The organism is Halomonas huangheensis (assembly GCF_001431725.1).
In the GTDB taxonomy this organism is placed as follows: Bacteria; Pseudomonadota; Gammaproteobacteria; order Pseudomonadales; family Halomonadaceae; genus Halomonas; species Halomonas huangheensis.
Genome location: NZ_CP013106.1, coordinates 4,051,425 through 4,075,569, shown reverse-complemented (window position 1 = coordinate 4,075,569; position 24,145 = coordinate 4,051,425). Strand labels below are relative to the sequence as shown.

Below are 24,145 nucleotides of genomic sequence, written 5' to 3'. Positions count from 1 at the left end.
GAGCCCTGTCAGAGCGCACGTTTACGGCTGATGTAGATGGCCAGCAGGATGATGCAGCCCTTGATCACGTTCTGTAGATAGGGCGACACGCCCATCAGATTCAGGCCGTTGTTGAGCACGCCGAGCAGCATGGCGCCGACCAGGGTACCGAGGATCATGCCGCGACCACCGGTAATGGCGGCACCGCCCAGCACCACGGCAGCGATGGCATCCAGCTCGAAGCCAATCCCGGCATTGGGCTGACCGCTCATCAAGCGTGAGGTCAGGATCAGCCCGGCAATGGCAGCGGTGGTGCCGCTGAGCATGTAAACCAGCATCTTGTAGCGCGAGACTCGGATACCGGATAGGCGCGTGGCTTCCTCGTTGCCGCCGATGGCGTACAGGTAACGACCGGTGGCGGTATGGCTGAGCAGCACATAGCCGATGGCGAACACCGCGATCATGATGATGATCGGCATCTCGATACCGCCGAGGGTGCCGCGACCGAAGAAGGCGAATTCCGGGGGCAGGCCGGAGATCGGATAGCCGCCGGTATAGATCAGCGCCAGGCCGCGAGCGATGCCCATGGTGGCGAGGGTGACGATGATCGGTGGCATACCGGCAAAGGCGACGAACATGCCGTTGATGGTGCCGAAGGCGGCACCCACCAGCAGTCCGGCGATGATCGCCACACTGGGCGGCATTCCGGCCACCATCAGACCGGCCATCACCGTCCCCGACAGGGCCATGACCGGACCCACCGAGAGGTCGATACCCCCGGTCAGGATCGCCAGGCTCATCCCGGCGGCGAGAATGGCGATGATCGAGGCTTGGCGAGCCAGGTTGAACAGATTGCTGGAGGTCAGGAAGTTGTCGTTGATCACGGCCATGGCGACAAATACCACGATAAAGCCGATCAACGGGTAGAACACCGGGGTGCGGCGGAATCGTGCCAGCCATGAGCGAGAGTTGTGCCGTGAGGTGCTGGCAGTGGAGGCGGTTTGACTCATGCGCTGAGTCCTCCGGTGGCGTGATGCATGATGGATTGGGAATCGAGCTCGTCGCCTTCGAGAACGGCGGCGATGGAGCCTTGATAGAACACCGCGGCGCGGTCACACAGGCCGAGCACTTCCGGCAGTTCCGAGGAGATCATGATGATCGAGACGCCCTGGGTGGTGAGCTCCTTCATCAGTGCGTAGATTTCCGACTTGGCGCCGACATCGATACCGCGAGTCGGCTCGTCGAAGATCAGCACCTTGCACTGATGGCCCAGCCAGCGGGCAATCACCACCTTCTGCTGGTTGCCGCCGCTGAGGTTGCCGACCGGAGTCTCGGCATCCGGCGCCTTGACCCTGACCGACTGCATCAGGCGCTCGGCATTGGCGAGTTCGCTGCGACGGCGCAGCAGGTGCGCACCGTTACGGTATTGGTCAAGGTTGTTGAGGCTGATGTTGTCGCGGCACGAGAAGGGCAGAACCAGCCCTTGGGTCTTGCGGCTCTCCGGCAACAGGCCGATACCGTGTTCCAGCGCAATTGCCGGGTGGCTGAGCTTGACGTGCTTTCCCTCGAGGGTGACGTCGGCACTGGCAGGGCGGGTGGCGCCGATCAGGCCCATGGCAAACTCGGAGCGCCCGGAGCCGACCAGACCGGCGAGGCCGAGAATCTCGCCACGATGCAGCTTGATCGAGTGCTCGGGGCTGTTGGCGGTCAGCTTCAGTGCGACGACATCCAGCACCACATCATTGAAGTCAGCATCACAGCGGCGTATCGGGAAGATGTTCTCGACCCGGCGACCGACCATCTTCTCGATCAGATCATCGGCATTGGTCTCGGCGACCCTGAGCTCATCGACCTTCTCGCCGTCGCGCATCACCGTGACCCGGTCACAGATGGTGAAGATCTCCTCCATATGATGCGAGATGAACACCATGCCCACGCCCTGGGAGCGCAGCTCGCGCATGATGTCGAACAGATGATCGGCCTCGCTGGGCGTCAGAGTGGCGGTGGGCTCATCGAGTACCAGAATGCGCGCATTGAGCGATAGCGCCTTGGCAATCTCGATGAACTGCTGGTCGGCCACGCTCAGCTCGGCGATCGGGCAATCCAGCGGGATCGACACCTTGAGCCGTGCCAGCAGCGCCTCGGTTTCGCGCAGCATGCGCCGACGGTCACGCAGTCCCAGCGCATTCTTCAACTCGCGGCCGAGGAAGATATTGTCAGCGGCGTCCAGCCACGGGATCAGGCTGAATTCCTGGAAGATGATGCCGACACCGGCCTTGAGCGCATCCTGGTAGCCATGGAAATGATGAATCTTGCCGTCGATGAGGATTTCGCCGTCATCCGGGCGATGGATGCCGCAGAGGATTTTCATCAGTGTCGACTTGCCGGCACCGTTCTCACCGAGCAGGGCCATCACTTCGCCCTGGTGTAGGTCCAGAGACACATCACTCAGCGCCTTGACGCCGGGAAAGGCCTTGGAAATATGTCGCAATGAAAGAAGAGGGGACATGGGGCTACCCTCGAACGCCACCGAGTCGGGTGGCGTGCTGGTTGAACTGGAGTGGAAGAGCCGTTGCGCCTGGTGGGCGCGATTACCAGCTGAAGTCGGCAGCCTTTTGCTGGTCAATCAGTTCGACATCAATCGGAATTGTCGCCGGAGCGGTGGAGGCTCCCCAGTGCTTGGCCAGCCCAAGGCCGAGGCCAAGGCGCACCATGTCGCGGGGATACTGCGCCGAGGTGGCGATAAAGGCCGAATCCGGCTGCTGGATGGCGGCAATGGCTTCCGGATGGCCGTCGACACTGGCCAGTTTGATGTCCTTGCCACTGGAATCGATGGCAATGAGTGCGCCCAGCGAACCGATGTCGTTGACGCTGAAGATACCGTCCAGCTCCGGGTTGGCCTGGATCATGTTCTCGGTGACGGTCATGGCGTGGGTACGTTCCTGACGACCGTTCTGCTTGGTGACGATCTCGATACCCTCATGCTCACCCAGCGCGGCTTCACAGCCCTCGATGCGTTGCAGGATCGGTACCACCGGAATGCCGTCGAGCAGAGCGACCTGACCCTCGCCACCAAGGGCATCGGCAAGGTACTCACAGGCCTTGTAGCCGGCATCGTAGTTCTTCGAACCGACAAAGCCGTCGATGGGGCCATTGGCCTGGGCATCGATGGCGATGGTAGTCACGCCAGCCTGCTCGGCGGACAGCACCGCGGTCTCGACGCCTACAGAATCCGTGGGATTGAGCAGCAGGATATCGATATCGCGCTGGATCATGTCCTCGACATCATTGACCTGCTTGGCCACATCATGGCGTGCATCGGTGATGATCAGCTCGGCGCCGATGCTGTCTGCCGCTTCCTCCAACGCTTCCTGCATGGTGACGAAGTACTGGTTGTTCAGCTCCTGGAAGGACATACCGATCTTCAGCGGCTCATCCGCAGCAACGGCAGTACTGGCTGCCAGAGTGCCGCTTAGTGCGATGGAGGCAAGGGTGGTGGCGCATGTCAGCTGATGAAATTTCATCTCTGGGCTCCTGGGTTGTTGTTCTATCGTCGGCGGAGGCCGTAATGCGGTTGTTGGCCTGCCTCACCTGAAAAGCTTTGGCAATCCACGCGTAGTCATGCGACGTCAGATGATGAAATGTTAACGTCAACATTCATGCAAGCTAGTCCAGCAGAAATGCTTGGTCAACGGCACTAAGACTAAGGTTCAAGTTAGCGATTGACGGTCTCAGCAAGGGCAGAATGCGTTTTGGAGAGGTGCTGAAAGCCCGAAAGCCGATGTGAAGCAGCAAGTGCGGGTATGGGTTGGTCCCCCGGATAACCAGCGCACATGGATGTCGCAGGTGTATAGCCAGGCCGAGGTAATGGGGGCAAAGGGAAAAGTTCCGCTGGAATGTCGGAACTTGCTGATAGCAAAGGGAGGGCGACCAATAGTTGCTGTTTGTTGAATAACGAAAAAACGCGCCTTGAGGGCTGCCGGATTGTCGGCTGAGAGCTATGCTGCAACAGTTATCATGTTTGCGCATTTCGACGCAGGTTGTTGTGCCGAATCGAAAACTTGATGCTGGCAAGGGCCAAGTAAACTTAGGTGTGCTTGGCGCGTTACACGAAGTTACGTTAAAGGATGGTCATAGCGGCTGGTGGCAGCTAGGGTTAGGCTATCCATTCGACTAATGTCTCAGGAGGAGATAGTCATGAACGGGAACATGAAGCGCACGGTAGGTATGGCCATGTTGATGGCCTTCATGGCTGGCGGCCTGGCTGCTTGTGATAAGGATGAAGCCCCGGCAGATGAAGCTGAGCAGTCCATGGAAGAGTCTGCGAATGAAGCTGAACAGTCCATGGAAGAAGCGGGTGATGCTGCCGAAGAAGCCATGGACGACGCTGGTGCAGCGGTAGACGAGAGTGCCGATGACGCTGCCGCAGCTGCTGATGAGGCTGGCGATGAGATGGGCGCGGCGGCTGATGATGCCATGAATGAAGCTGACCAGATGGCTGATGATGCCGGACAGGCCATGGACGAAGCTGCTGACGACGCTCAGCAGACTGCTGAGGATGCTGGTCAGGCGATGGACGATGCCGCTGGCGATGCCATGGATGATGCCGGTCAGGCAATGGAAGATGCTGGCAACTCCATGCAGGAATCTGCAGAAGAAGAAACTACCAACTGAGTACGCCAACCAGCGTTCAGCGCTGGGTCCGAGGGAACCCAATACGGCCGGGCTTTTGCCCGGCCGTATTGTATCCAGAGAGTGGTTACCGCCCAGGTTCTTGTCTGAGGTCATCAAAATGTAGGCGACAAGGCGTCTGTCACCATGGGAAGTGCAGCCGAAGTCGGCGAAGACATGGACGAGGACGCCCAGCGTGTAGCAATGAGACTGCTCAATAAACGCCCTTGATGCGTGCTTGACGCAAACAGCCGGGCATCAAGCCCGGCTGTTTGTCCTTGTGGCATGTTGCTGCCGTTTCAGTCGTTCTGCTCTATGCCTTGTACATACCAGGGGGCGCCATCACGCAGGTCGCGGATCAGGTGCCAGGTTTCATTGAATTCGTTCTTCTCGCCGTTTTCTTCCAGTACACCGTGGAACAGTACGCGCGCTTCGGCTTGGTTACCGTATTCACGGACACCACCCAATTCCGCGAGTAGATGTATGACCTCAGTGCGGTTGTTGGCGGGCTGGTTGGCACGTTCTTCGCGCAGCAGGTTGTAGAGCTCGGGGGTTACGTATTCCTGAATCCCGGACAGATCGTTGTTGTCCCAGGCACGCTGCAGCGTCATGAAGTGCTCCTTGGCACCACCGAGGAAGCGCTCGCGGTCGAACCACTCGGGATCGGCGACAGGGCCTGTAGGCGTTCCACTGCTACCCGGCATACCAAACGCATTGCTGTCATGCTGTTGGCGGGACATGGCGTCAGGTGACTCGCTGTGTTGTGGTCCTGAAGCTGCCGCTGCCGCTGCCGCTGCCGCTGTGCGGCGTCGAGCAAAGAGCTTGAAGAGCAGGAACGCTACGCCAGCGATCAGCAGAATGTCCATCAAGCGCAGTTCATCGAAAGCGCCACCGAAGAACAGGGCGCCGAGCAGGCCTCCGGCAAGTAGGCCACCGAACATACCGCCCATGAAGCCGCCCTTGCGTGGTGCGGTGCCCGGTGTCGCTTGATTGGGGCGTGCGGCGGCGGATTGGGTTGCCGAAGGCTGGTCGGCCTGGCGGGAGAAGCTACCGACACTCTTGCCGCCGCCCATGCGACGGGCTTCCGCTGTATCGAGGGCCAGGCCCGCACCGAGCATGCCAACCAGCAACATCACGATAAAATGGCGCATGGCGAAAAAGTTTCGCATTGAATGGATCTCCAGAGTAGGAATGGGAGTCAAGAGTGGAAGTGGCTGCCCCGGAGTCTGTCTGACTGGGTACCGGAGCGAGGAGAACAGGAAGACCACTCCATTCTATCCCTTACTTGATTTATAGAAAGGCACTGGACACAAAAATATGAGGAAGGATGGCATGTTGATCGAACGCGAGCGCAGCCTATTGTTGATCGTCGATGTTCAGAGCGGACTGATGCCGGTAATAGAGCGGGCGGATCAGGCGGTAACGGAGATCAGCTGGCTGGTGGCGGTGGCCGAGCATCTGGAAGTACCGGTGTGGTACACCGAACAGTATCCCAAAGGTCTCGGGGCCACGGAGGCACGTCTGGCAGCGGCGCTACCGGCATCGGCGCATCGCCTCATCAAGTGCCATTTCAATGCCTGTCGTGAGCCAGGCGTCATCGACACCCTGCGTGAGTCTGGACGCACTCAGATCGTGATCGCTGGTGCCGAGGCACATATCTGCGTATTGCAGACCGCACTGGGGCTGCGTGAGCAAGGCTTCGAGGTGTTGTGGTTGGTCGAAGGTTGTGTCAGTCGGCGCATGGATGAGGCGCGGTTGGCTCGTGATCGACTGGTGCAGGCGGGAGGTGTCGCGGTAAGTGCCGACATGGTGGCCTACGAATGGCTTGAGCGTTGCGACGACGCCATCTTCCGTGAGGTCCACCATCGGTTACTCAAACCCCGCTCAAGGCGTCCACTGCGGTTGATGCCCTGAGCGAGGATATGTCTTACGCCGGGGTATCGCGGGTAAACACCAGCGTATTGCCCTCGGACTGTGCGGCGTTGAAGCGATAGCCGGCGACATCGAAGTCCTTGAGCCCTTCGCGGTCGTCGAGTCGTTCACGGATCATCCAGGCCGCCATCAGGCCACGGGCCTTCTTGGCATAGAAGCTGATGATCTTGTACTGACCGTTCTTGAGGTCCTTGAATACCGGCGTCACCACGTCGGCCTTGAGCTTGCGTGGGGCGATGGCCTTGAAGTATTCATTGGAGGCCAGGTTGACCAGCACGGATGAACCGCTGTTGGCCACGGCCTTGTCCAGGTCCTCGGTCAGAGTCTCCTGCCAGAACGCGTAGAGGTCCTTGCCGGCGGCGTTCTGCAGACGAGTACCCATTTCCAGGCGGTAGGGCTGAATCAGATCCAGCGGGCGCAGCAGACCATAGAGCCCCGAAAGGATGCGCAGGTGCTGCTGGGCGAAGGCGTTATCGTCGTCGCTGAAGGTATCGGCCTCCAGTCCCACATAGACATCCCCCTGAAAAGCCTGGGCGGCCTGCTTGGCATTATCGCGGGTGAACGGCGTCTGCCATTCAGCGAAGCGCGCGGCATTGAGTCCGGCGATCTTGTCACTGACCCCCATCAGCTCGGATATTCGAGCCGGGCTGTAATCACGCAGGATATCGATCAGCTGTTGGCTGTTATCGAGATAATCGGGTTGCGTGTAGGTCTCGGTAGTTGCAGGTGTCTCGAAGTCCAGCGTCTTGGCTGGCGAAATAACGCTGAGCATCAACAGGCTCCCCTGATAAGCGGCTGTATGTCATCGACGGTAGATAACAGGTGGTGAAAAAGTGCTGTGCCGCCATTGTAACAAGCCCTGGCTGAGGCCGGGGCTATGGATGTGATAGGTGTTGTAGATGAATGCAACAAGCCCCGGCAAAGGCCGGGGCCATAGAGGCGATAGTCCTTGTTGAGTGAGGACTGTCAGGGGCTGGGGTTGGGGATCTCGGTGTGAATGGCGTCGATGGCCTCCAGCACCTCGTCCGATAGCGTCAGAGCCTCACTGGCGAGGTTGCTTTCCAGCTGTTCCATGGTGGTTGCGCCGATGATATTGCTGGTCAGAAATGGACGTGAGTTGACCCACGCCAGCGCCATCTGCGCGGGATCAAGACCATGATCCCGGGCCAACTCGACATAGGCACGAGTGGCGCGTTCGGCAAGGGGCGTGTTGTAGCGCTGAAAGCGCTCATAGAGCGTCAGGCGTGCCTTGGGGGGACGCGCACCATCAAGGTACTTGCCGGAGAGCACCCCGAACGCCAGTGGTGAGTAGGCCAACAGGCCAACGCCTTCCCGTTGTGCGATTTCGGCCAGACCGATCTCGTAGCTGCGGTTGAGAAGACTGTAGGGGTTCTGCACAGAAGCCACCCGCGGAATGCCGAGGCGTTCCGCGAGCTGCAGGCTGTGCATCACTCCCCAGGGTGTCTCGTTGGATAGACCTATAGCGCGGACCTTGCCGGCATCTACCAACTCCTTGAGTGCCGACAGGGATTCCTCCAGCAAGGTGGCATCCTCATCCTGGCTCCAGGTGTAGCCAAGACGACCAAAGAAATTGGTTTGGCGGTCCGGCCAATGCAACTGGTAGAGGTCGACATAATCGGTCTGCAGGCGTTTCAGACTGGTATCGATGGCTGCATGGATGTGCTCACGCGTCAGTCGCGAGCCATCACGTATATGGGCCATTCCCGGTCCGGCGATCTTGGTGGCCAGGATCACATCGTCACGTACACCACGTTGCTTCAGCCAACTGCCGATGTATTGTTCGGTGCGCCCCTGGGTGTCAGCGGTCGGCGGCACCGGGTACATTTCAGCCGTGTCGATGAAGTTGATGCCAAAGGCGACGGCCCGGTCGAGTTGCTCATGGGCTTCGCTTTCGGTGTTCTGCTCACCAAAGGTCATGGTGCCGAGGCACAGGCGGCTGACTTCCATGCCGGTCTGACCTAACGGACGAGTCTGCATAATGGCTTCCTGGCTCTTGATGGTGGTTTCGTACATGAAGACCAGAGCGGTCATCACGTTAAATGACAAGGCTAAGTATATCAGCTGAATATGTGTATCAGATGCCTCTAGACCTGTTCTACACTGCATTGCAGCGAAAATGCCTTGCGACGATGCTGTTGCCCTGGGTTGAAGCGCGTCATTACGGGGGTTGAGTCCTTGTAAACCCAAGCGTATGCTTGCGACCCCGTTAGCGCGGAGATGAGTCTGATGTACTACAAAATGTGCGCAGACGCGCTTGCGAAGCAATGAGATCTATAGCTGGCTTTTTTTCCGAGAATTCAAGGTTGGTTGCCATGCAGCAGGCATCGTCACTCAAGACGCGGCTCGAATATCATCTGGCCCAGCAGCTGTTTCACACTCGCTGGCTTCCGCGTTCGCCACGTACCCAGAAGCTGACCATGCGTCTGTTCCAGCGTTGCGCTGATGCGGGGCACCCCGCAGCGTTATCGCTCTACGGTCATATGCTCTATCACCGCGCGCGTGCTCCTCAGGACAAGGCACGTGGGGCGCGTTACGTTCTTCAGGCAGCGCATGGTGGCGATGTGCGTGCCCAGTATCAGGCTGGCCAGATTCATGAGTTTGGCTGTGCCCTGTATCCATGCCGCTTCGATCATGCCGTGACCTGGTATGCGCGTGCGGGAGAAGCCGGCCATGCGTTGGCTGCTGCGCGCCTGGAGCGTGCCTATCGACATGGCGAGTTGTCACTGCCGGTAGATGTCGAGCGCGCCGATTACTGGGCACATCTTGCTGGGGCGCAGCATGATACCTCGCTGGACAACGCTGGTGGCCAGCGGCGACACTAGAGCTCAGTACTCGCTGAGTTCTCGTACAGCAACCCCGCAATAGGGGTAGGGTCGCCGTCTGTGGTAGCCCTCTCGGTGAGATTTTGCGTCGGCCTCGATTCACCGTCTGGCCGCTATCTTGAGGACTGCTCCGCTCGTGGCGCTACCGACACTGCTGGATATCGAAGCGTCCGGATTTGGACGCGGTAGTTACCCTATCGAAATCGGCATTGCACGTGCTGACGGAAGCTGCTGTGCGTTTCTCATCCAGCCTCTGGAAGAGTGGACCCACTGGGATGCCAAGGCGGAGTTGCTGCATGGTATCTCGCGCGCCCGGCTCGAGCGCGAAGGCTACCCGCTGCGACATGTGGCGCGCTGGTTGAACGACGAACTTCACGAGATCGGCATCGCCTACAGCGACAGCTGGGGATACGACAATACCTGGCTATCGCTGCTGTTCCACCATGCCGGCATGCTGCCGGCATTCCGCCTTGAAGCCCTGCGCCGTCTGCTCAATGAAGAGCAGATGGCGATGTGGAGCGACGTCAAGGAAAGCACTATTGATCGAGGCAATATTCGTCGCCACCGTGCCGGTGACGACGCGCGGTTATTGCAACTGACCTATGCTAGAACCCTTGAACTGACCGCCTCCAACGATTGATCTCAGCTCTCAAGCTCCGCTATCTGTGGCAGCAACCTTCAGCAGTACCTTGCCGATATTGGCATTCGCCTGGACGTGTTCATGTGCCCGACTGGCCTGTTCAATGGGCCATTCGGCGTCGATCAGCGGTTTGACCTTGCCGCTTTCCAGCGCTGGCCATACGTGCTCGACGAGCTGAGCGAGAATCTCACCTTTGGCCTGAGGAGAACGCGCCCGCAGTGTCGAACCGATAATGCGCTGTCGCTTCATCAGCAAACGGCCAAAATCCAGTTCAGCTGAACGCCCGCCCATAAGACCGATCACCACCATGCGCCCGTCGGCTGCCAGCACTCGTTGGTTGTCGGCCAGGTAGCTGGCCCCGACGGGATCGAGAATCAGATTGGCTTCTCCCCAGTGTTTCACGGCTTCGCTGAAGCTGCCCTGATGGCGGTTCCAGCCAGCATCAGCCCCTAACGCCAGGCAACGCTCTACCTTGTCATCACTGCCCACGGTAACGAAGCAGGGATAGCCGAAATGGCGGCAGAGCTGAATAGCCGCTGTGCCTACGCCACTGGCAGCAGCATGCAGAAGCACGCGCTCTCCCGGTTGCAGGGCGCCTTCCATGAACAGGTTGAGCCATGCGGTGGCATAGACTTCGGGTAGCGCGGCGGCATCCTGCAGCGACAGGCCGTTTGGTAGCGGCATCAACTGGCGCTCATCGACACAGACACGTTCGGCATAGCCGCCACCGGCAAGCAGCGCGCAGACCTGGTCTCCCGGCTTGACGCTGCTCACTTCGGGGCCGCAGTCTACGACGGTGCCGCTGACTTCCAATCCGAGAGTCGATGACGCTCCGGGTGGCGGTGGGTATTGCCCGGCCCGTTGCATCAGGTCAGCACGGTTGACTCCGGCCCAGGCCACCGCGATGTGTACTTCGCGACCTTCAGGGGCTGGCAGATCCTCGATACTCTGCCAGTGGAGCGAGTCTTCAGCGACGACGGTTGCGTACATGGACAACTCCTGAGGGGGAATGGGGTTTATGCAGGAAGCAGTGCCGCTTCGAGTTGGTCGAGAAGGGTTTCCGGTGTTGTGGCGCTGACCACTGCGGCTCGGGTATCGGCGTTGAGAAACCCCTGAGCGACGGTGGAATCCAGAAAATCCAGCAGTGGGCGATAGAAGCCAGCGGTATCCAGCACGCCGATGGGTTTGTCATGCAGACCCAGATAACGCCAGGTCCAGCTCTCGAAGAATTCCTCGAAAGTACCGATGCCGCCGGGAAGCATCACAAAAGCATCGGCATGGCTGGCCATCTGCGACTTGCGCTCGTGCATATTGGCGACGCGGATCAACTGCGTCAGGCCATGGTGCGCCTGCTCGCGCTCGATCAGGTGGTGCGGCATGACGCCGATCACCTCGCCTCCCGCGGCCATGGTGGCATCCGCCAGCGCGCCCATCAGGCCGACGCTGGCACCACCATAGACCAGACCATGGCCACGCTCGGCGAGGCATTGGCCGAAATGTCGTGCTGCGGCCATGAAGTCGGGGTTCTCGCCCCGGCGTGAACCGAGATAGACGCAGATATTGGCCATGAGGTTCTCCTGTGCAGAATGTCGGAAATTCCTGTTCCTGTGGTTCTCGACCGTGATGCCGCTGGGGTCAGGGCAACAGGTCGATGATGCCGTAATGCTCGTCCAGCCACTGGCCGATTACATTGTTGCCACACAGGTGGTGGGCGTATTGGGTGTGCAGGCAACGGATCTGGTCATGATTGGCGATGCCGCCGATGCCACGCTCGCGCATAATGCCCTCGTAGCCAAGGCGCTCGACTTCACTGCGTTGGGCTTCGCTCATCAGCCTCCAGCGGGTATTGATGTAGTCCTGGTGGCTGGCGTGATAGGCGCTGCGGAAGTCGTCATCCTCCTGAACTCGCGCCTCCAGTGACTTGATTACGCCAGCGGCCTCGATACGCGACAGCTCGACCTTCAGCAGTTCGGAGCTGAGCCAGTACAGGGTGGGAAATGGCTTGTCATCGACAATCGGCGCCATACGCAGCACCAGTGGCGTGCCATTGCCATCGGTTGCCGCCAACGCCTCGATACCACGCGGCGCGCGCCCGAGTTGCTGGGCAATGATCTCCAACTGCTGGGCATCAGGAGTCGTTTCTGGGCGGATCACCATCGGGGTTGTCTCTTACAAATTTGGTCGAGCGTGCCACGGCGCGGTAGAAGGCGCGACTCAACTGCTCGGGGGTGGCGACGTAGGCCTGTTCGCGCTCGATATATTCCGCGGCACGTGCGATCAGGACGTCATAGAGTCGATTGAACGGGGCATCATAATCGTAGGGGTCAGCACCGAACAAGCGGATATGGGGATAGTCGGCGAAGCGCTCGAAAAACCACGCCTCCAATGCTGCCTCGGCGCTGCGGTGCAGTGTTTCGGCATCGGGGTCGAGCCATTGGGTATAGCGTATGGCCATGGCAGCAGTCCTCCTGACGGCAGCGACTCAGGAAAACACGGAAGGCACTCTGTGCTCAAATCTCTGTTGCTCCCCGGCATCCGGAGCTCTTCAGTAGGTAAATTGTACGGCACCTTATGGGTGCAGGACATGGTTAGTGCACAACACAGCGGTGCAGAGCAGCGCAAGGCAAGAAGGGAGCTGTTTTATCCACCGCAGTGAGAGCGACGTGGGGGGAGTTGAAATTGGGGGTAGCAGTGGTAATGGATAATGGGCACGCCAGTCCCGGGCGTCATACCCGGGACTGAGGGACTTGGACGATTACTGTGCTTCGTTGAGGCGAGTACGGATGTTCTCGGCACGCTCTGATGAGCCCGGGTGCGAGGAAAGCATGCTGCTTTCACCGCCATCGAGACTGGCCAGCTTCTCGAACGCCGTTATCAGCCCTTCACGAGGAAGGCCCCGCTGACCGAGTAGATCGAAGGAGAAGTTGTCCGCGGCTGTTTCCTGACTCTGGGAGAACTGTGCGTTGATGAATTTTTCACCCAGATCGCCCAGTTGAGAGGTGCTGATCCCTGAGGCAATGGCGTTGCCGCTGGCCGCTGCGGCTTCACGTGCCGCAGAGGTCATATAGGCTGTTTGCATGGCCTTCTTGCTGTGACCCAAGGCAACGTGGCCCAACTCATGACCCAGTACGCCTTCGACCTCGTTGTCGTTCATCATGTCCATCAGGCCGCTGTAGACGCGCACGCAACCATTGGCCATGGCCCAGGCGTTGGGTTCATCGGCAAGGTAGACCTTGTAGTTGACTGGGGTGCCATCGATCTCACTGCCAAGGTGACCGGCAATGGTCGCCAGGCGCTGACTATAGACGGAGTCCGGGCCGGCAATTTGAGCTTCGGAGTCCATCTGGGCGCAGGATTGTTCCGACAGGCTTTTGACATCCTCATCGCTCAGAGTGGCGGCAGTATAGGCGGTCATGCCACTTTGCATCATGGCGTCGGTTGACATTCCTTCACAGCCGGCGAGGAAGGTAGTGCTGCACAGGGCAGCGGCGATCATCGTTGCGCGAAATTGCATGGTCATCGTCCTTGTTGATGGTAATTGCCTGGCACCGCCGTCTGGTCAGCCGAGGGCGGGTCTTTCCTTGCGTCATGTTTCATTGCGACATCCGCTGACAAATGGATCTTCAGCTGTGTTTGATCGGCAGCAGTGGAGGCCTCCGACAGCAGGCACCTTATGCGAAGCGCCTTGAACTGTTCCCGATTCGAGACATGAGTCCGCCATACAGTAATTCGCCGACCCACAGGTCGCAACTGCAAGGTCTCGAAGGGCGGATATCGAAGCCCGCAGGGTATAGCCATCATGTTGATGGTTGCGCAGCGGTACAGTGTGTCAGCGCGCTATGGGGGCGACGATTGCCTGCGTCTGCTCGACCAGATCGCCGGGTGCCAGACTCAATTCGAGACCACGTCGGCCGCCACTGACATGGATCGTTTCCAGCGACTCACAACGGGTATCGATGAAGGTCGCCAGACGCTTCTTCTGGCCCAACGGACTGATGCCGCCAACGATATAGCCCGTGGCGCGTTCGGCTTCCTCAGTGGTGGCCATGGCTGCCTTGCGAGCCCCGGCGGCGCGCGCCAATGCCTTGAGATCAAGTTGCCGGGAAACCGGGACAATCGCCACTACCAACTGCTCACCATCCAGCTGAGCCATGAGGGTCTTGAAGACTTCATCGCTTGATAGGCCAAGAGCTTGCGCAGCCTCCTCGCCATAGGCCGGGGAGCGTGGGTCATGCTCGTAACTGGTGACATGGAAGCTGATTCGGGCCTTCTCCAGCGCTTTGATCGCGGGGGTCATGCGTTCTCTGTCTCGTGAAGGTGCGTTTCGAGAACCTCGCGCAGGGCGCCCTGGATGGGTCTGGCGGCCTTGCGTTCGTGATCGAAGTTGACCAGTACCGTATGCCCGGTATTGGTCAGGCGGCCCTTTTGCCAAGCCTGCTGGGTCACGGTGAAAGAACTGTTGCCAAGGCGCGATAGCCAGGTGCGGATCTCGACATCTGCGCCGTAGTGGAGTTCGGCATGAAAGTCGACTTCAAGGCGCGCCATGATCAACTGCCATTTACGCGGATCGAGGTCCGGGGTGAACAGTCGAAACAGGTCATTACGTGCCAGCTCAAACCAGGCGGGCAGGCGAGTATTATTGATGTGGCCCAGGGCATCGGTATCGTAGAACGCGGGCTCGATAGTGCGCGTCAGCATCTGACAGGACCTCTCTGACACAGAAGGGTGACGGATCAGGATCACAGCATTGCCTCTAGCAAGCGCTTGGTCAAGTCCGCTACCCGTGATGTTTCATGGTGTCTCGGGAGCCGATACTCGGCGTTGGTGCCACCATTGCTGAAAGCGCGTCCACAGCAGCAACCACAGGGTGGCGGCAGCAAATCCCAGCAGAGTGCCGAGCCACAGGCCGAGGCTGGCGTAGGTCAACGATACGACCAACGCATAGCACAGCAGTGAGCCGAGTCCGAGAGGGTAGTGTTTGATGACAGTGGCTACCGGTGCCGCGCCCTGGACGAGATGAAGGATCACCAGAAACGGATACATGGTGACCGGGAAGGCGGCCATGACGCCAGCCCATGCCGAGGGTACAACGTGCGCGAGGCCGGTGATCAGGAAGATGATCCCTGCTGCCAGCCCGGCACGTAGCGCCAGTGCCGACCAGGAAAAACCGCCGCGCGGCGTGGCCCTGGTCTCCGGGACACGACGATACAGCCAACTGAACAGGACGATGGCCGCCAGTGTCGTCAAGGTTCCGCTGATACGGGTAAAGTCGAATGTTGTCAGTATCAGACTGGTCGCCAGCCAGGCCAGCAATCCCAATGCCGTGCCGCGAACAATGCCGGCCAGCCCATCACGACGCCCACCGACCAGATAACCACCACCGAACGCCAGGGTGGCGGTGAAGCCGGCCAGTGTATGTACCGCACTATCGGCGGCGAACTGTGGCGAGAGTTCGAGACCGATAAAGAACAAGGCGATTGCAGTACCCAGCGGATAACCCGCCAGCAAGCCAGCAACACGGGTGCTGACGCGTTCGGCGATCACCGAGAGGCCAAGCACCATTCCGATGGAAACCAGTAACTTCGCCAGTTGCCATGACAGAGGGACTTCCATGCTCAGGTTTCCTTGTGTTCCAGAGTCGTTGTTACTGACGAAGCGCTACTATCCGAGTTGTCGGTGTTGGCTGCGAGTGGGCCAGGGGCTGCCTTCAGACCAGACGTAACCCCTGCCTATCTGCCCAGGCTGCGGTAATCGCATGGCTCAATTTTACGCGCAGATGGTCCGGCAGAGCGTTCAGTGCCTCCTCGCGATTGCTGAAGTCGCGATTGCGCAACCAGCAGTAGGCCCAGGCACTGGCTTCGTTGTCGGACTCTGGTGTGGGGCGGGCCGGCATCTGGACCAGCAGGAACAGTGCGGTACGCATGGCCCAATGTGGCGGTAGATCGTCGCCCTCCGCCCAGCATTGCAACTGCTGGCCGCTGGGAGTCTCACCGGGATCACCAAGTCCAGCGACTCGTGCGGTCTCGGCAAGAATCAGTGCCAGTTGATCAGCATCGCCTCTTCCGAGGGTCAGCCACTGTTGGATCAGTGCCGGCATTCCTCGGCAGACCTTGGCGTAGAAGCCATCTTGCGGCATGGTGCTTGTCATGATCTGGTTCTGCACATTGCTTCGTTTTTCATAGGATTGGGTTCTTCACGTGCTTTACGTTGCTCGGCTTCTCGCATGGCTTCGTCCTGCATTGTGATACGGCTTGGTGTCCGGCGCGAGTATGGTGTTGCAGTGAATTTGTCAGGGAGACGTCCATGAACTTCGATTTTGCCACGCCGATCGATCGTCGGCAGCCCCGTTTGCCTTCCGAAATGACCGCCGCCTGTTCCAGCTGGCCATCACAGAAGTGGCATCGCTATGACGAAGAGGTGCTGCCGCTGTGGGTGGCAGATATGGACTTTCGTTCGCCACCGGAGGTGATCGCGGCGCTTCAGGCCAGAGTCGAACATGGTGTCTATGGCTATGGGCTGGTGCCGGATTCACTGCGAGAGGCGCTGTGTGACTGGAGCGTCAGTCGCTATGGCTGGGCAATGCAGGCAGAGTGGCAGCACTGGTTGCCTGGTGTCGTTCCCGCTCTGCATCTAGCCAGCCTGGCCTTCACTCAGCCCGGTGACGGCGTCATGACCGTAACACCCATCTATCCACCCTTTCTGCAAGTCGCCCGTCGTACCGGGCGCGAGATGCAGCAGGCCGCGTTGACCTCCCCCAAGGATGAAAACGGGCAATGGACGTTGGATATAGCCGCACTCGAAGCGGCAGTGACCGAGCGTACCCGCCTGTTGCTGTGGTGTCACCCACATAACCCCACCGGTCGCCAGTGGAGCCATGCAGAGCTGGAGCAACTTGCTGCTTTTGTAGAGCGTCACGACCTGATCGTGGTCTCGGATGAGCTGCACTGTGATCTGCTGCTCGATGAAGGCGCGCGTCATGTGCCGCTGGCTATGGCCTTTCCGCAACTTGCGGCGCGTACGGTAATGCTCTGGGCGCCCTCCAAGACCTTCAATCTCGCGGGTTTGACCGCGGCCTGCGCGATCATTTCCGATTCGTCACTTCGGCGTCGCTTCGCCGAGACCGCAAAGGGACTGATGCCGGATGGCAATGTGTTGGGACTGGTGGCGGCTGAAGCTGCATTTCGCACAGGTGAGCCTTGGCGCCAGGCGTTGCTCGAGGTACTGCGTGAGCACCGCGGCAGGCTGGTGGAGCGGGTTGCCGGTTGGTCGGGGGTGACGCTTGCAGCACCACAGTCGACCTATCTGGCGTGGCTGGATCTGCGTCAATCGAGACTGGGGGACGCGAAGTCTCCGGCCGCAGCGCTGTTGGAGCAGACTGGAGTGGCGTTGTCGGATGGTGCTGATTTCGGCTGGCCGGGCTTCGCCCGGCTCAACTTTGGCACCACTGCGCAGCAGCTGGAGCAGGCGCTCCAGCGGATGGATAGGGTGTTGAAGAGGTAAGAAATAAGAAGTGAGAAGTGAGAGGTAAGAGAGAGGTGGTGTGCCCCGAGAAGGGAGGTATCTCGGGGCACGCCGCTGCGGAGAATCAGTACAACAATGCAAACAGCTTGCGTCGATAATCCACGGTCAGTGGGTGATCGGCGCCAAGTGCATCGAATACTCGCAGCAATGTCTTGCGTGCGAGGTCGTCACCGTAGGTGCGATCGCTCTTCATCACCGCCAGTAGCATCTGCAGACCATCTTCATAATTGCCGTCGGCGACCTGGCGCAGTGCGCGTAGGTAGTTGGCTTCGCTGTCGTCACGGCCTTCCAATGCGGTCAGTGCCTGCTGGTCAGGCGCTTCCTCACTGAACTCGATACTGGCGCGCACACCACGGGCTGCTGGCGCATCGCGCTCTTCCGGCGGCAGGGCATCGAGCAGTCCTTTGGCTTCGTCATTGCGCTGGGCCGCGACCAGAGTTTGAGCCAGCTGAATCTGGTAGGCGTAGTGATCAGGATACTGCTGTACCAGTTGCTGGTAGATCTCAATGGCGGCATCGGCATCGCCGTTGGCCAATGCCTGTTCGGCGAGTTCCTCGGGGGTGGCCGGAGCGTCTTCGGGCGCCGGGAAGTAACGTCCCAGCCACTCACGGATTTCCTTTTCGGGCAGCACGCCCTGGAACTGGTCGACGAGGCCGCCCTGGCTGATCAGTTTTACATCGGGCACAGAACGTACACCAAGCTGAGCAGCGATATCCTGATTGTCGTCGATATTGAGCTTTGCCAGCAGGAAGGTGCCGCGATATTCGCGTGTCAGCTTTTCCAGTATCGGCATCAGGTTCTTGCAGGGTTCGCACCACGGCGCCCAGCAGTCCAGAACCACAGGAATTCGCATCGATAATTCCAGCACCTGCTGGATATTGCTGCGATCCACATCAAAGATCAGGTCACTGTCGGCGGGTGCCTGTTGCGATTGCTGTGACTGGGGCGGTGCCTCGGCTTCCGAAGTGGTACTGATGGGCTGACCGGTGCGAGGGTCGACAATGGACATGGGTGAAGCCTTCTGCGAAGTGTATGAGGCAAGGATGTGGGCGCTGGGCGGTGACTTCAAGTCTGGAGCGCGATATCCCGGAGATGCAGCCACGCTGTCTTCAGTTGAAGGTTGTTCAGCAATCAATGCTGCAGGATAGTGCAGCCAGAGGGGGACCTACTTCAACACCTCTATGCATACGTGGAGGCTGATGGAGCGGTTCAAAGTGCGGCTCGATGAGGGTAGGCTGGAACAGCAGCCAAAAAAATGGGGCACCCTCGAAAGGATGCCCCATTTAAAAAGATGGTAGCGGGGACCGGATTTGAACCGATGACCTTCGGGTTATGAGCCCGACGAGCTACCAGACTGCTCCACCCCGCATCAACGTGGGGCGTATTCTACGACTTTTGGCGAGGATGTCAACCCTGTGCGCAAACGATGCGAACATTCGTAGCTTCTTTGCTCTGTGGTCCATACTGAATGTGTGGGCAGGTACTCATCCCGTTGTGGGGCGTTGGGTAGGTTGTCACAGGGCTTTCAGAAGCATGCGGCATCATGGGAAGTATGCGGCAGCATGGATTGTGCCAATGACTGCCAGGCGGTCAGGTGGTGTACAGGTCAGTAATAATCAGTGCCGTCTTCAGTACGACATCTGTAGTGGCGCCAGAATGACAATCAGGGAGGTCGTTAATGACTCAACAGAAGGCTGTTGCTTGGGTAACCGGTGGAACCGGGGGCATCGGAACTGCCATCTGCCGTGGATTGGCAGATGCGGGGTATCAGGTGCTTGCTGGTTACAACAACCCAGATAAGGCCAGGGCGTGGTTGGAAACCCAGCGTGCGGATGGTTATGACAACATCGATGTCCTGGGAGTGGATCTCACCAGTTTTGAGGCTTGTCAGAATGGAGTGAAGGAAGCGCAGGAGAAGTACGGTTCCATCTCGGTACTGGTCAATTGTGCAGGGATCACGCGTGACGGTACCTTGAAGAAGATGACTTCGGACCAGTGGAACGAGGTTATCGATACCAACCTGAATAGTGTCTTCAACACCTGCCGGAGTGTCATCGAGAGCATGCTCGAGGGCAGCTATGGTCGCATCATCAACATATCGTCCATCAACGGTCGCAAGGGGCAGTTTGGCCAGGTCAACTACTCGGCGGCCAAGGCCGGGATGCATGGCCTGACCATGGCGTTGGCTCAGGAGACGGCAACCAAGGGGATCACGGTCAATACAATATCGCCAGGCTATATTGCCACCGACATGATCATGAAGATTCCAGAGAAGGTGCGTGACGCGATTCGTGAGACGATCCCCATGAAGCGTTATGGGACTCCAGAAGAAATCGCGCGTCTGGTTGCCTTCCTCGCTGACCGGGAGAATGGTTTCATTACCGGCGCCAATATCGATATCAATGGCGGTCAGTTCATGGGCTGATTGCCCCTGGTATTCCTGCTGTTCTCATATTGAGGGCGATCAACAACAACGCGAGGCCTGTGCCTCGCGTTGTTATGTTTACAGGTTGTTATGTTTACAGATTGTCGCATCTACAGATCGCCGCGTATGCCGGTTGTGATCGTTGCAGAGGGGTCAGGGAGGCGGAAGCTGGGTCAGAGAGTCGAGCATGGCATCCAGGTCACTGACCTCTCGCTGCCAGGTTGAAGGTGACACCGGGCCGGTTGCCAGCAGATCGCGCAGTACTGCCGCTAACTCGGCCTCGCGTTCAAGCGGCTGGCCGAGGTTGTCATTGAGTCGTTCAACCTGAATGGCGAGGCGTAGTGGTTCGTCGTGACGCGCAATGGCGTGACCCGCCATCAATGCCAGGTGCACGCGCAGGCGCGCCAGCTGTTCGGCAACCTGCTGCTCTGGTGGCGGGTTGCGACGTGCCGCGTTGCGCTGCTGATGGGCCCTGTTCAACCCGTTGGGCAGCGAGAGGTTTTCTTCCAGTGACACTTCTCGACACGGTTGACCCGCAAGACACTCTGCATCGGCATCGAGATGGGCCTGGATCAACGGCATCACTTCTCGCCACTGGCCAACCTTTTCGGCGATGGCGATACGCTCGATGCGCTCTCGGCGGGCCCGGATGATGCCTGTCCAGCGGCGCCGCATGCCTTCGGTACGTCGCCCTGAAGGCAGAGGCTCAAGAGCACTGGCTTCGTTGAGCGCCTGCTCGAGGAGGGCCGCGTCACTACTGCTGGTGGGTTGCCAGGCGTCGATACGATCGATCAGGGCCTGCATCTCATCGAGGCGTTGACGGAGGCGCTGGGTACGGTCATCTCGTTCAGCATCCCGCTGCGCAAATACCTCGTCACATAGCTGGCGGAATTCCCGCCACAGGGTCTGTTCTTCACCCTTGGGTGCCCTGCCGAGCTCTCGCCAGCGTTGTTGCAGCGCCTTGGCGCGTTCGGCTCGCTGGCTGGAGGGCATGTCCTGCTCCAGCAATTGACGTGTGCTGTCGATCAGCGCGTGTTTAGCTGCGGCGATTTCACTGGCGCGTCGGTCGATCAGGGCCTGCAGTCGATGGCGTATGCGCCCGAAGCGCCGACCGATGGCTTCGGCGTCGTCACGTGGAACCGGTGATGTACGACGCCACTGCTCTCTGGCCTTGTCGCGAATGTCACGCAGGACATCAGGATCAGCCTGGGCTGCGGGTTGTTCCAGAAGTGCCTCGATCTGCTCACACAGGGCCTGACGTTCGGCCAGGTTGTTGTGGCGTAACTGGCGCTGTTGCTCATGCCATTTTTCGAGCGTGGTACGGATGCGCTCGGAGGCAGTGCGGAAGCGGTCGGATTGCTCACGGTTGGCCGCTGCGTCTCCTAGCGCCTTCCATTGCTTGACCAATTGGCGGTGACGACGATCACGCTCTTGATCGGTCAACTGATCATCCTGCTCGAGCGCTTCGATGGCCTGGCACAGGTGCTCACGCTTGGGACCTGCGACGAAGCCTCGCCAGTCGCGTAGTTCCGCCAGTCGAGCGCCATGACGCCTGAGGTTGGAGAGTTGTGCATCGGCACTGGATGGCAGGTTCTCCGAGAGATGCTTGAGGCGCTGGTGCAAGCGGCTCGCAGCCTTGAAAGCACCATCCTCGAGTAACTGTTCGAGCCTGGCAAGCTCCTCGTCGAAACGTGACACTCGCTCTGCGGTGTTGTCGTTGTCAGTCAGTTCGTGTTCGAGCTTCAGGTAATGCTGAATACGGGCCAGGCGTGGGTCCAGCGGCAGGTCACCCGGCCAGGCGCAGGCCTTGATGATTGACTTGAGGCGGTGTTCGTCATTGCTCTTGAAGGCTTCCTCGAGCGCACTACTGTGCTCCTCCAGCCGGAGCCAGGCCTGATTGATGCCGTCGTAAGCCTTCAGTGCGTCGTCGTAGCGTTGGCGCAACGCATGGTTGGCGAGGTGTGTCTCCGACAGCGTTTGCCAGCGTGCGGCCAGTAGTTGTTTTTGCGAGCGGAGCGAATCGAGGTCCTGTTGGCCGATGTGGTCTCCCTGGCGCAAGGCTTCGAGGCTTTCCTCAAAGGCCATGACCAGCGCTTCGCGGTCAAGGTCCGCCTGTTCCCGCCGCTGTTGATCAGCCATCAGAGCATGTTCGTGAGTTTCATGGTCGTTGATGGTCTTGCGGCAGCGAAGACAGGCTTCCTGGAAGCGTCGCTCCTGCTCAACATCTGACTGGTCGGCGAGGTTCAACCACTCGCGCTCAAGATGTCGGAAGCGGCCAGCATAGAGTGGCTCCCACTGCGCGCGGCTGTGTTGTTCGAGGCTTGCGAGCAGCGCTTCGCGCTGGGCTATGGATTCGTTGAGCGCATCAGCATCGGCACGTAGGCGGTTGAGTCGATCACGGGCGGCGCGCTGGACATGCCGGTCACGGCGTACATTCTGGACCAGTTGTTTCAGGCCCGGCTCCGATGAAACACGCTCGGCTGCGGCGTGGCGCACGGCGGCGATACTGTTGTCGCAGGCCTGCCTGACGAGCAGGGCTTCATCATCGATCTTCGCCAGCGCCGTCAGGCGTAATTGCTGATTGTCGCCCCGCATGGCGACCTCGGTGAGCAGAGCCGAGTCCGTGAGTTCTTCTACCAGTTGCAGGCGCTTGCCAAGCTCAATGCCTCCGGTACGTCCTGTCAGTAGTTCCACCAATTGACGATCCAGCTCGCGGGATGTCGCGCCTTCTTCACGCAGCCTGAGTAGCTGCTGTGGATCGCTGAGACGCTGCACTGCTGCCATCCTGACATCCGGGTCCGTGTCCCGGGCAAGCTGTTCCAGCGCATCACGCTGGCTGGTAGGGTCTAGCCTGGTGATGGCATCACGTCGTACGCTGGAGTCTGGATGGCGCCAACGTGGCGAAAAGAGGCGACTGAAGAGTCCTGGCATGGGGCATCCTGACAAGAGTAGGGTAACGATATTATTGACGCCCACTGGGGGCAGCCCTGACCCACCATAGCTCAGCATTCTGAGTATTGGTGTTGAATCCTGGCCCCAGACTCTCCTCAACGGAGACAGGGCGACAGGTGCGACCGGGTTACACCATCCTGTCGTTCCGGGAATCGAAAATGTTGTGGCCGGCACGGTCATGTTCCGCACTACCATGCTTATCTAAGCATGCACGTTGCCGGCAGAAAAGACCTGTACTGAGGGTTGTGGCTGTTTGGAGACACTGACATTGGTCCTATAGCAGCTTATGATCCCTTGCAGGGTGGCGAGCTCTCGCATAGCTTGAAGCCTACCCGACCAATACCTGACGTGGAGTTAGGCAATGAGCCTTAAAGTGGACAGGGACAGCATGGCGTTTACGTTCAAGGGCGGCATGCTGCCGATGACAGTGATGGAACTTTCCTCTGCGGACCCAGAGCGCATTCGCGAACAACTGGCCGGAAAGCTGTCTCAGTCACCTGCCTTCTTCCAGCACACGCCAGTGGTGCTCAGTGTCGAGAAGGTCGATGAACCTCACCTCGCTCTCGAGCGAATCTGTGCGGTGTGCCGTGCGCACAAGCTGCTGCCGGTAGCGGTGCGTGGCGGAGCTGACCCTGTCAAACAGTCCGCCTGGGCACTGGGGCTGGGTTGGTTCCCCCCCCAGGAAGAAGGTCGAGCAAGGACGCTGGAAAGCGTCCCGCCGGTGGAAGCCGCTCCGGAGAACGAGGATGCCGACACCGAGGTCGAGGTTGGCACTCTTGAAGCCCTTCCGGCGCAAGGTGGACGCATCTACCGCGGCACCGTGCGTTCAGGACAGCAGGTGACAGCACCGGACGGTGATCTGGTCGTGGTTGGTTCTGTCAATGCGGGCGCCGAACTGCTGGCGGCTGGCAATGTGCATGTCTATGGCGCACTGCGCGGACGAGCGCTGGCAGGAATCCATGGTGATCACAAGGCCGGTATTTTCTGTCGTGAGCTGCACGCCGAACTGCTGTCGGTTGCGGGTAGCTACAAGCGTCTCGAAGACATCGACCCTCAGCTGTTGGGAGGCTCTGTGCAGGTCGCGCTGGAGGACGACCAGCTCAGCATCCAGTCGCTGGCCTAGGCCGGCCATACTTTGCGTCGCATCTTACAGGACGGCCTGTACCGAACAGTTCCCATGGA

General features: G+C 59.4%; 24 protein-coding genes and 1 tRNA gene. 7 read left to right on the top strand and 18 right to left on the bottom strand.

Annotation, left to right across the window (positions count from 1 at the left end; genetic code table 11):
* Positions 1–8: 8 nt before the first annotated feature.
* From AR456_RS17600 to AR456_RS17590, 3 genes are all read right to left on the bottom strand, one after another.
* Positions 9–989, bottom strand: a complete 981-nt coding sequence (locus tag AR456_RS17600; protein WP_021818003.1) for an ABC transporter permease — start codon at positions 987–989, stop codon at positions 9–11.
* Positions 986–2,488 carry a sugar ABC transporter ATP-binding protein gene (locus AR456_RS17595; RefSeq protein WP_021818004.1) on the bottom strand — a complete coding sequence of 501 codons (1,503 nt, stop codon included), beginning with the start codon at positions 2,486–2,488 and terminating at the stop codon, positions 986–988. Before AR456_RS17595 ends, AR456_RS17600 begins: the two co-directional genes overlap by 4 nt.
* Positions 2,489–2,570: 82 nt before the next feature.
* Complete coding sequence (locus AR456_RS17590; RefSeq protein ID WP_021818005.1) at positions 2,571–3,503, bottom strand: ABC transporter substrate-binding protein; 933 nt, start codon at positions 3,501–3,503, stop codon at positions 2,571–2,573.
* 673 nt (positions 3,504–4,176) lie between these two features.
* Between AR456_RS17590 and AR456_RS17585 the strand changes: the two genes are divergently transcribed.
* On the top strand, positions 4,177–4,653 hold the full coding sequence (locus AR456_RS17585) for a hypothetical protein (protein ID WP_021818006.1): 477 nt from the start codon (positions 4,177–4,179) through the stop codon (positions 4,651–4,653).
* 296 nt (positions 4,654–4,949) lie between these two features.
* Here the strand turns inward: AR456_RS17585 and AR456_RS17580 are convergent, their stop codons facing one another.
* Positions 4,950–5,801 (bottom strand): Tim44 domain-containing protein, encoded by an 852-nt coding sequence (locus tag AR456_RS17580; RefSeq protein ID WP_031207294.1) that lies wholly within the window; start codon positions 5,799–5,801, stop codon positions 4,950–4,952.
* 181 nt (positions 5,802–5,982) lie between these two features.
* Here AR456_RS17580 and AR456_RS17575 point away from each other — a divergent pair, with 181 nt between their 5' ends.
* A complete protein-coding gene (locus tag AR456_RS17575) occupies positions 5,983–6,564 on the top strand; it encodes an isochorismatase family protein (protein ID WP_021818008.1) in 582 nt (193 codons plus the stop codon).
* A 13-nt stretch (positions 6,565–6,577) separates the two neighbouring features.
* Here the strand turns inward: AR456_RS17575 and yaaA are convergent, their stop codons facing one another.
* Entirely contained in the window at positions 6,578–7,354 is a 777-nt protein-coding gene (gene yaaA / locus AR456_RS17570; protein ID WP_021818009.1) for a peroxide stress protein YaaA, read from the bottom strand.
* 194 nt (positions 7,355–7,548) lie between these two features.
* Positions 7,549–8,580 carry an NADP(H)-dependent aldo-keto reductase gene (locus AR456_RS17565; RefSeq protein ID WP_031207295.1) on the bottom strand — a complete coding sequence of 344 codons (1,032 nt, stop codon included), beginning with the start codon at positions 8,578–8,580 and terminating at the stop codon, positions 7,549–7,551.
* A gap of 335 nt (positions 8,581–8,915) precedes the next feature.
* Between AR456_RS17565 and AR456_RS17560 the strand changes: the two genes are divergently transcribed.
* On the top strand, positions 8,916–9,425 hold the full coding sequence (locus tag AR456_RS17560) for a tetratricopeptide repeat protein (protein WP_021818011.1): 510 nt from the start codon (positions 8,916–8,918) through the stop codon (positions 9,423–9,425).
* A 136-nt stretch (positions 9,426–9,561) separates the two neighbouring features.
* Positions 9,562–10,065: a hypothetical protein gene (locus AR456_RS17555; RefSeq protein WP_021818012.1), complete on the top strand. Its 504-nt coding sequence runs from the start codon at positions 9,562–9,564 to the stop codon at positions 10,063–10,065.
* 9 nt (positions 10,066–10,074) lie between these two features.
* Here the strand turns inward: AR456_RS17555 and AR456_RS17550 are convergent, their stop codons facing one another.
* The 9 genes from AR456_RS17550 to AR456_RS17510 all read right to left on the bottom strand — a co-directional run bounded on the left by AR456_RS17550 (position 10,075) and on the right by AR456_RS17510 (position 16,201).
* Positions 10,075–11,055 (bottom strand): NAD(P)H-quinone oxidoreductase, encoded by a 981-nt coding sequence (locus AR456_RS17550; RefSeq protein ID WP_021818013.1) that lies wholly within the window; start codon positions 11,053–11,055, stop codon positions 10,075–10,077.
* A gap of 26 nt (positions 11,056–11,081) precedes the next feature.
* Positions 11,082–11,633 (bottom strand): LOG family protein, encoded by a 552-nt coding sequence (locus tag AR456_RS17545; RefSeq protein WP_021818014.1) that lies wholly within the window; start codon positions 11,631–11,633, stop codon positions 11,082–11,084.
* A 67-nt stretch (positions 11,634–11,700) separates the two neighbouring features.
* Positions 11,701–12,222 carry a DUF501 domain-containing protein gene (locus tag AR456_RS17540; protein ID WP_021818015.1) on the bottom strand — a complete coding sequence of 174 codons (522 nt, stop codon included), beginning with the start codon at positions 12,220–12,222 and terminating at the stop codon, positions 11,701–11,703.
* Positions 12,194–12,520 (bottom strand): hypothetical protein, encoded by a 327-nt coding sequence (locus tag AR456_RS17535; RefSeq protein WP_021818016.1) that lies wholly within the window; start codon positions 12,518–12,520, stop codon positions 12,194–12,196. Before AR456_RS17535 ends, AR456_RS17540 begins: the two co-directional genes overlap by 29 nt.
* A gap of 300 nt (positions 12,521–12,820) precedes the next feature.
* Positions 12,821–13,579 (bottom strand): metalloprotease LoiP, encoded by a 759-nt coding sequence (loiP, locus tag AR456_RS17530; protein ID WP_021818017.1) that lies wholly within the window; start codon positions 13,577–13,579, stop codon positions 12,821–12,823.
* Positions 13,580–13,894: 315 nt separating this feature from the next.
* Positions 13,895–14,362 (bottom strand): Cys-tRNA(Pro) deacylase, encoded by a 468-nt coding sequence (gene ybaK / locus AR456_RS17525; RefSeq protein ID WP_021818018.1) that lies wholly within the window; start codon positions 14,360–14,362, stop codon positions 13,895–13,897.
* The gene (locus AR456_RS17520) at positions 14,359–14,763 is read right to left on the bottom strand and encodes an acyl-CoA thioesterase (RefSeq protein WP_021818019.1); all 405 of its coding nucleotides are present in this window, start codon (positions 14,761–14,763) and stop codon (positions 14,359–14,361) included. Before AR456_RS17520 ends, ybaK begins: the two co-directional genes overlap by 4 nt.
* Positions 14,764–14,856: 93 nt before the next feature.
* Entirely contained in the window at positions 14,857–15,678 is an 822-nt protein-coding gene (locus AR456_RS17515; protein ID WP_021818020.1) for a hypothetical protein, read from the bottom strand.
* A gap of 94 nt (positions 15,679–15,772) precedes the next feature.
* Complete coding sequence (locus tag AR456_RS17510) at positions 15,773–16,201, bottom strand: hypothetical protein (RefSeq protein ID WP_031207299.1); 429 nt, start codon at positions 16,199–16,201, stop codon at positions 15,773–15,775.
* A 167-nt stretch (positions 16,202–16,368) separates the two neighbouring features.
* Here AR456_RS17510 and AR456_RS17505 point away from each other — a divergent pair, with 167 nt between their 5' ends.
* A complete protein-coding gene (locus AR456_RS17505; protein ID WP_021818022.1) occupies positions 16,369–17,565 on the top strand; it encodes a MalY/PatB family protein in 1,197 nt (398 codons plus the stop codon).
* An 85-nt stretch (positions 17,566–17,650) separates the two neighbouring features.
* Here the strand turns inward: AR456_RS17505 and AR456_RS17500 are convergent, their stop codons facing one another.
* Together AR456_RS17500 and AR456_RS17495 are read right to left on the bottom strand one after the other, a co-directional pair.
* The gene (locus AR456_RS17500) at positions 17,651–18,595 is read right to left on the bottom strand and encodes a tetratricopeptide repeat protein (protein WP_021818023.1); all 945 of its coding nucleotides are present in this window, start codon (positions 18,593–18,595) and stop codon (positions 17,651–17,653) included.
* A gap of 283 nt (positions 18,596–18,878) precedes the next feature.
* A tRNA-Met gene (locus AR456_RS17495) sits at positions 18,879–18,955 on the bottom strand.
* Positions 18,956–19,264: 309 nt separating this feature from the next.
* Here AR456_RS17495 and phbB point away from each other — a divergent pair.
* A complete protein-coding gene (phbB, locus tag AR456_RS17490; protein ID WP_021818024.1) occupies positions 19,265–20,011 on the top strand; it encodes an acetoacetyl-CoA reductase in 747 nt (248 codons plus the stop codon).
* Positions 20,012–20,164: 153 nt separating this feature from the next.
* On the opposite strand, the gene AR456_RS17485 is transcribed toward phbB, so the two are convergent.
* Complete coding sequence (locus AR456_RS17485) at positions 20,165–22,942, bottom strand: DUF349 domain-containing protein (RefSeq protein WP_021818025.1); 2,778 nt, start codon at positions 22,940–22,942, stop codon at positions 20,165–20,167.
* Between the two features lie 382 nt (positions 22,943–23,324).
* On the opposite strand from AR456_RS17485, the gene minC reads away from it, so the two are divergent.
* On the top strand, positions 23,325–24,086 hold the full coding sequence (gene minC / locus AR456_RS17480) for a septum site-determining protein MinC (RefSeq protein WP_031207300.1): 762 nt from the start codon (positions 23,325–23,327) through the stop codon (positions 24,084–24,086).
* Positions 24,087–24,145: the final 59 nt, after the last annotated feature.

Bases quoted from the DNA above. Each gene is read 5' to 3' on its own strand.
- AR456_RS17600 (WP_021818003.1), bottom strand. From the start codon at position 989: ATGAGTCAAACCGCCTCCACTGCCAGCACCTCACGGCACAACTCTCGC.
- AR456_RS17595 (WP_021818004.1), bottom strand. From the start codon at position 2,488: ATGTCCCCTCTTCTTTCATTGCGACATATTTCCAAGGCCTTTCCCGGC.
- AR456_RS17590 (WP_021818005.1), bottom strand. From the start codon at position 3,503: ATGAAATTTCATCAGCTGACATGCGCCACCACCCTTGCCTCCATCGCA.
- AR456_RS17585 (WP_021818006.1), top strand. From the start codon at position 4,177: ATGAACGGGAACATGAAGCGCACGGTAGGTATGGCCATGTTGATGGCC.
- AR456_RS17580 (WP_031207294.1), bottom strand. From the start codon at position 5,801: ATGCGCCATTTTATCGTGATGTTGCTGGTTGGCATGCTCGGTGCGGGC.
- AR456_RS17575 (WP_021818008.1), top strand. From the start codon at position 5,983: ATGTTGATCGAACGCGAGCGCAGCCTATTGTTGATCGTCGATGTTCAG.
- yaaA (WP_021818009.1), bottom strand. From the start codon at position 7,354: ATGCTCAGCGTTATTTCGCCAGCCAAGACGCTGGACTTCGAGACACCT.
- AR456_RS17565 (WP_031207295.1), bottom strand. From the start codon at position 8,580: ATGCAGACTCGTCCGTTAGGTCAGACCGGCATGGAAGTCAGCCGCCTG.
- AR456_RS17560 (WP_021818011.1), top strand. From the start codon at position 8,916: ATGCAGCAGGCATCGTCACTCAAGACGCGGCTCGAATATCATCTGGCC.
- AR456_RS17550 (WP_021818013.1), bottom strand. From the start codon at position 11,055: ATGTACGCAACCGTCGTCGCTGAAGACTCGCTCCACTGGCAGAGTATC.
- AR456_RS17545 (WP_021818014.1), bottom strand. From the start codon at position 11,633: ATGGCCAATATCTGCGTCTATCTCGGTTCACGCCGGGGCGAGAACCCC.
- AR456_RS17540 (WP_021818015.1), bottom strand. From the start codon at position 12,222: ATGGTGATCCGCCCAGAAACGACTCCTGATGCCCAGCAGTTGGAGATC.
- AR456_RS17535 (WP_021818016.1), bottom strand. From the start codon at position 12,520: ATGGCCATACGCTATACCCAATGGCTCGACCCCGATGCCGAAACACTG.
- loiP (WP_021818017.1), bottom strand. From the start codon at position 13,579: ATGCAATTTCGCGCAACGATGATCGCCGCTGCCCTGTGCAGCACTACC.
- ybaK (WP_021818018.1), bottom strand. From the start codon at position 14,362: ATGACCCCCGCGATCAAAGCGCTGGAGAAGGCCCGAATCAGCTTCCAT.
- AR456_RS17520 (WP_021818019.1), bottom strand. From the start codon at position 14,763: ATGCTGACGCGCACTATCGAGCCCGCGTTCTACGATACCGATGCCCTG.
- AR456_RS17515 (WP_021818020.1), bottom strand. From the start codon at position 15,678: ATGGAAGTCCCTCTGTCATGGCAACTGGCGAAGTTACTGGTTTCCATC.
- AR456_RS17510 (WP_031207299.1), bottom strand. From the start codon at position 16,201: ATGCCGCAAGATGGCTTCTACGCCAAGGTCTGCCGAGGAATGCCGGCA.
- AR456_RS17505 (WP_021818022.1), top strand. From the start codon at position 16,369: ATGAACTTCGATTTTGCCACGCCGATCGATCGTCGGCAGCCCCGTTTG.
- AR456_RS17500 (WP_021818023.1), bottom strand. From the start codon at position 18,595: ATGTCCATTGTCGACCCTCGCACCGGTCAGCCCATCAGTACCACTTCG.
- phbB (WP_021818024.1), top strand. From the start codon at position 19,265: ATGACTCAACAGAAGGCTGTTGCTTGGGTAACCGGTGGAACCGGGGGC.
- AR456_RS17485 (WP_021818025.1), bottom strand. From the start codon at position 22,942: ATGCCAGGACTCTTCAGTCGCCTCTTTTCGCCACGTTGGCGCCATCCA.
- minC (WP_031207300.1), top strand. From the start codon at position 23,325: ATGAGCCTTAAAGTGGACAGGGACAGCATGGCGTTTACGTTCAAGGGC.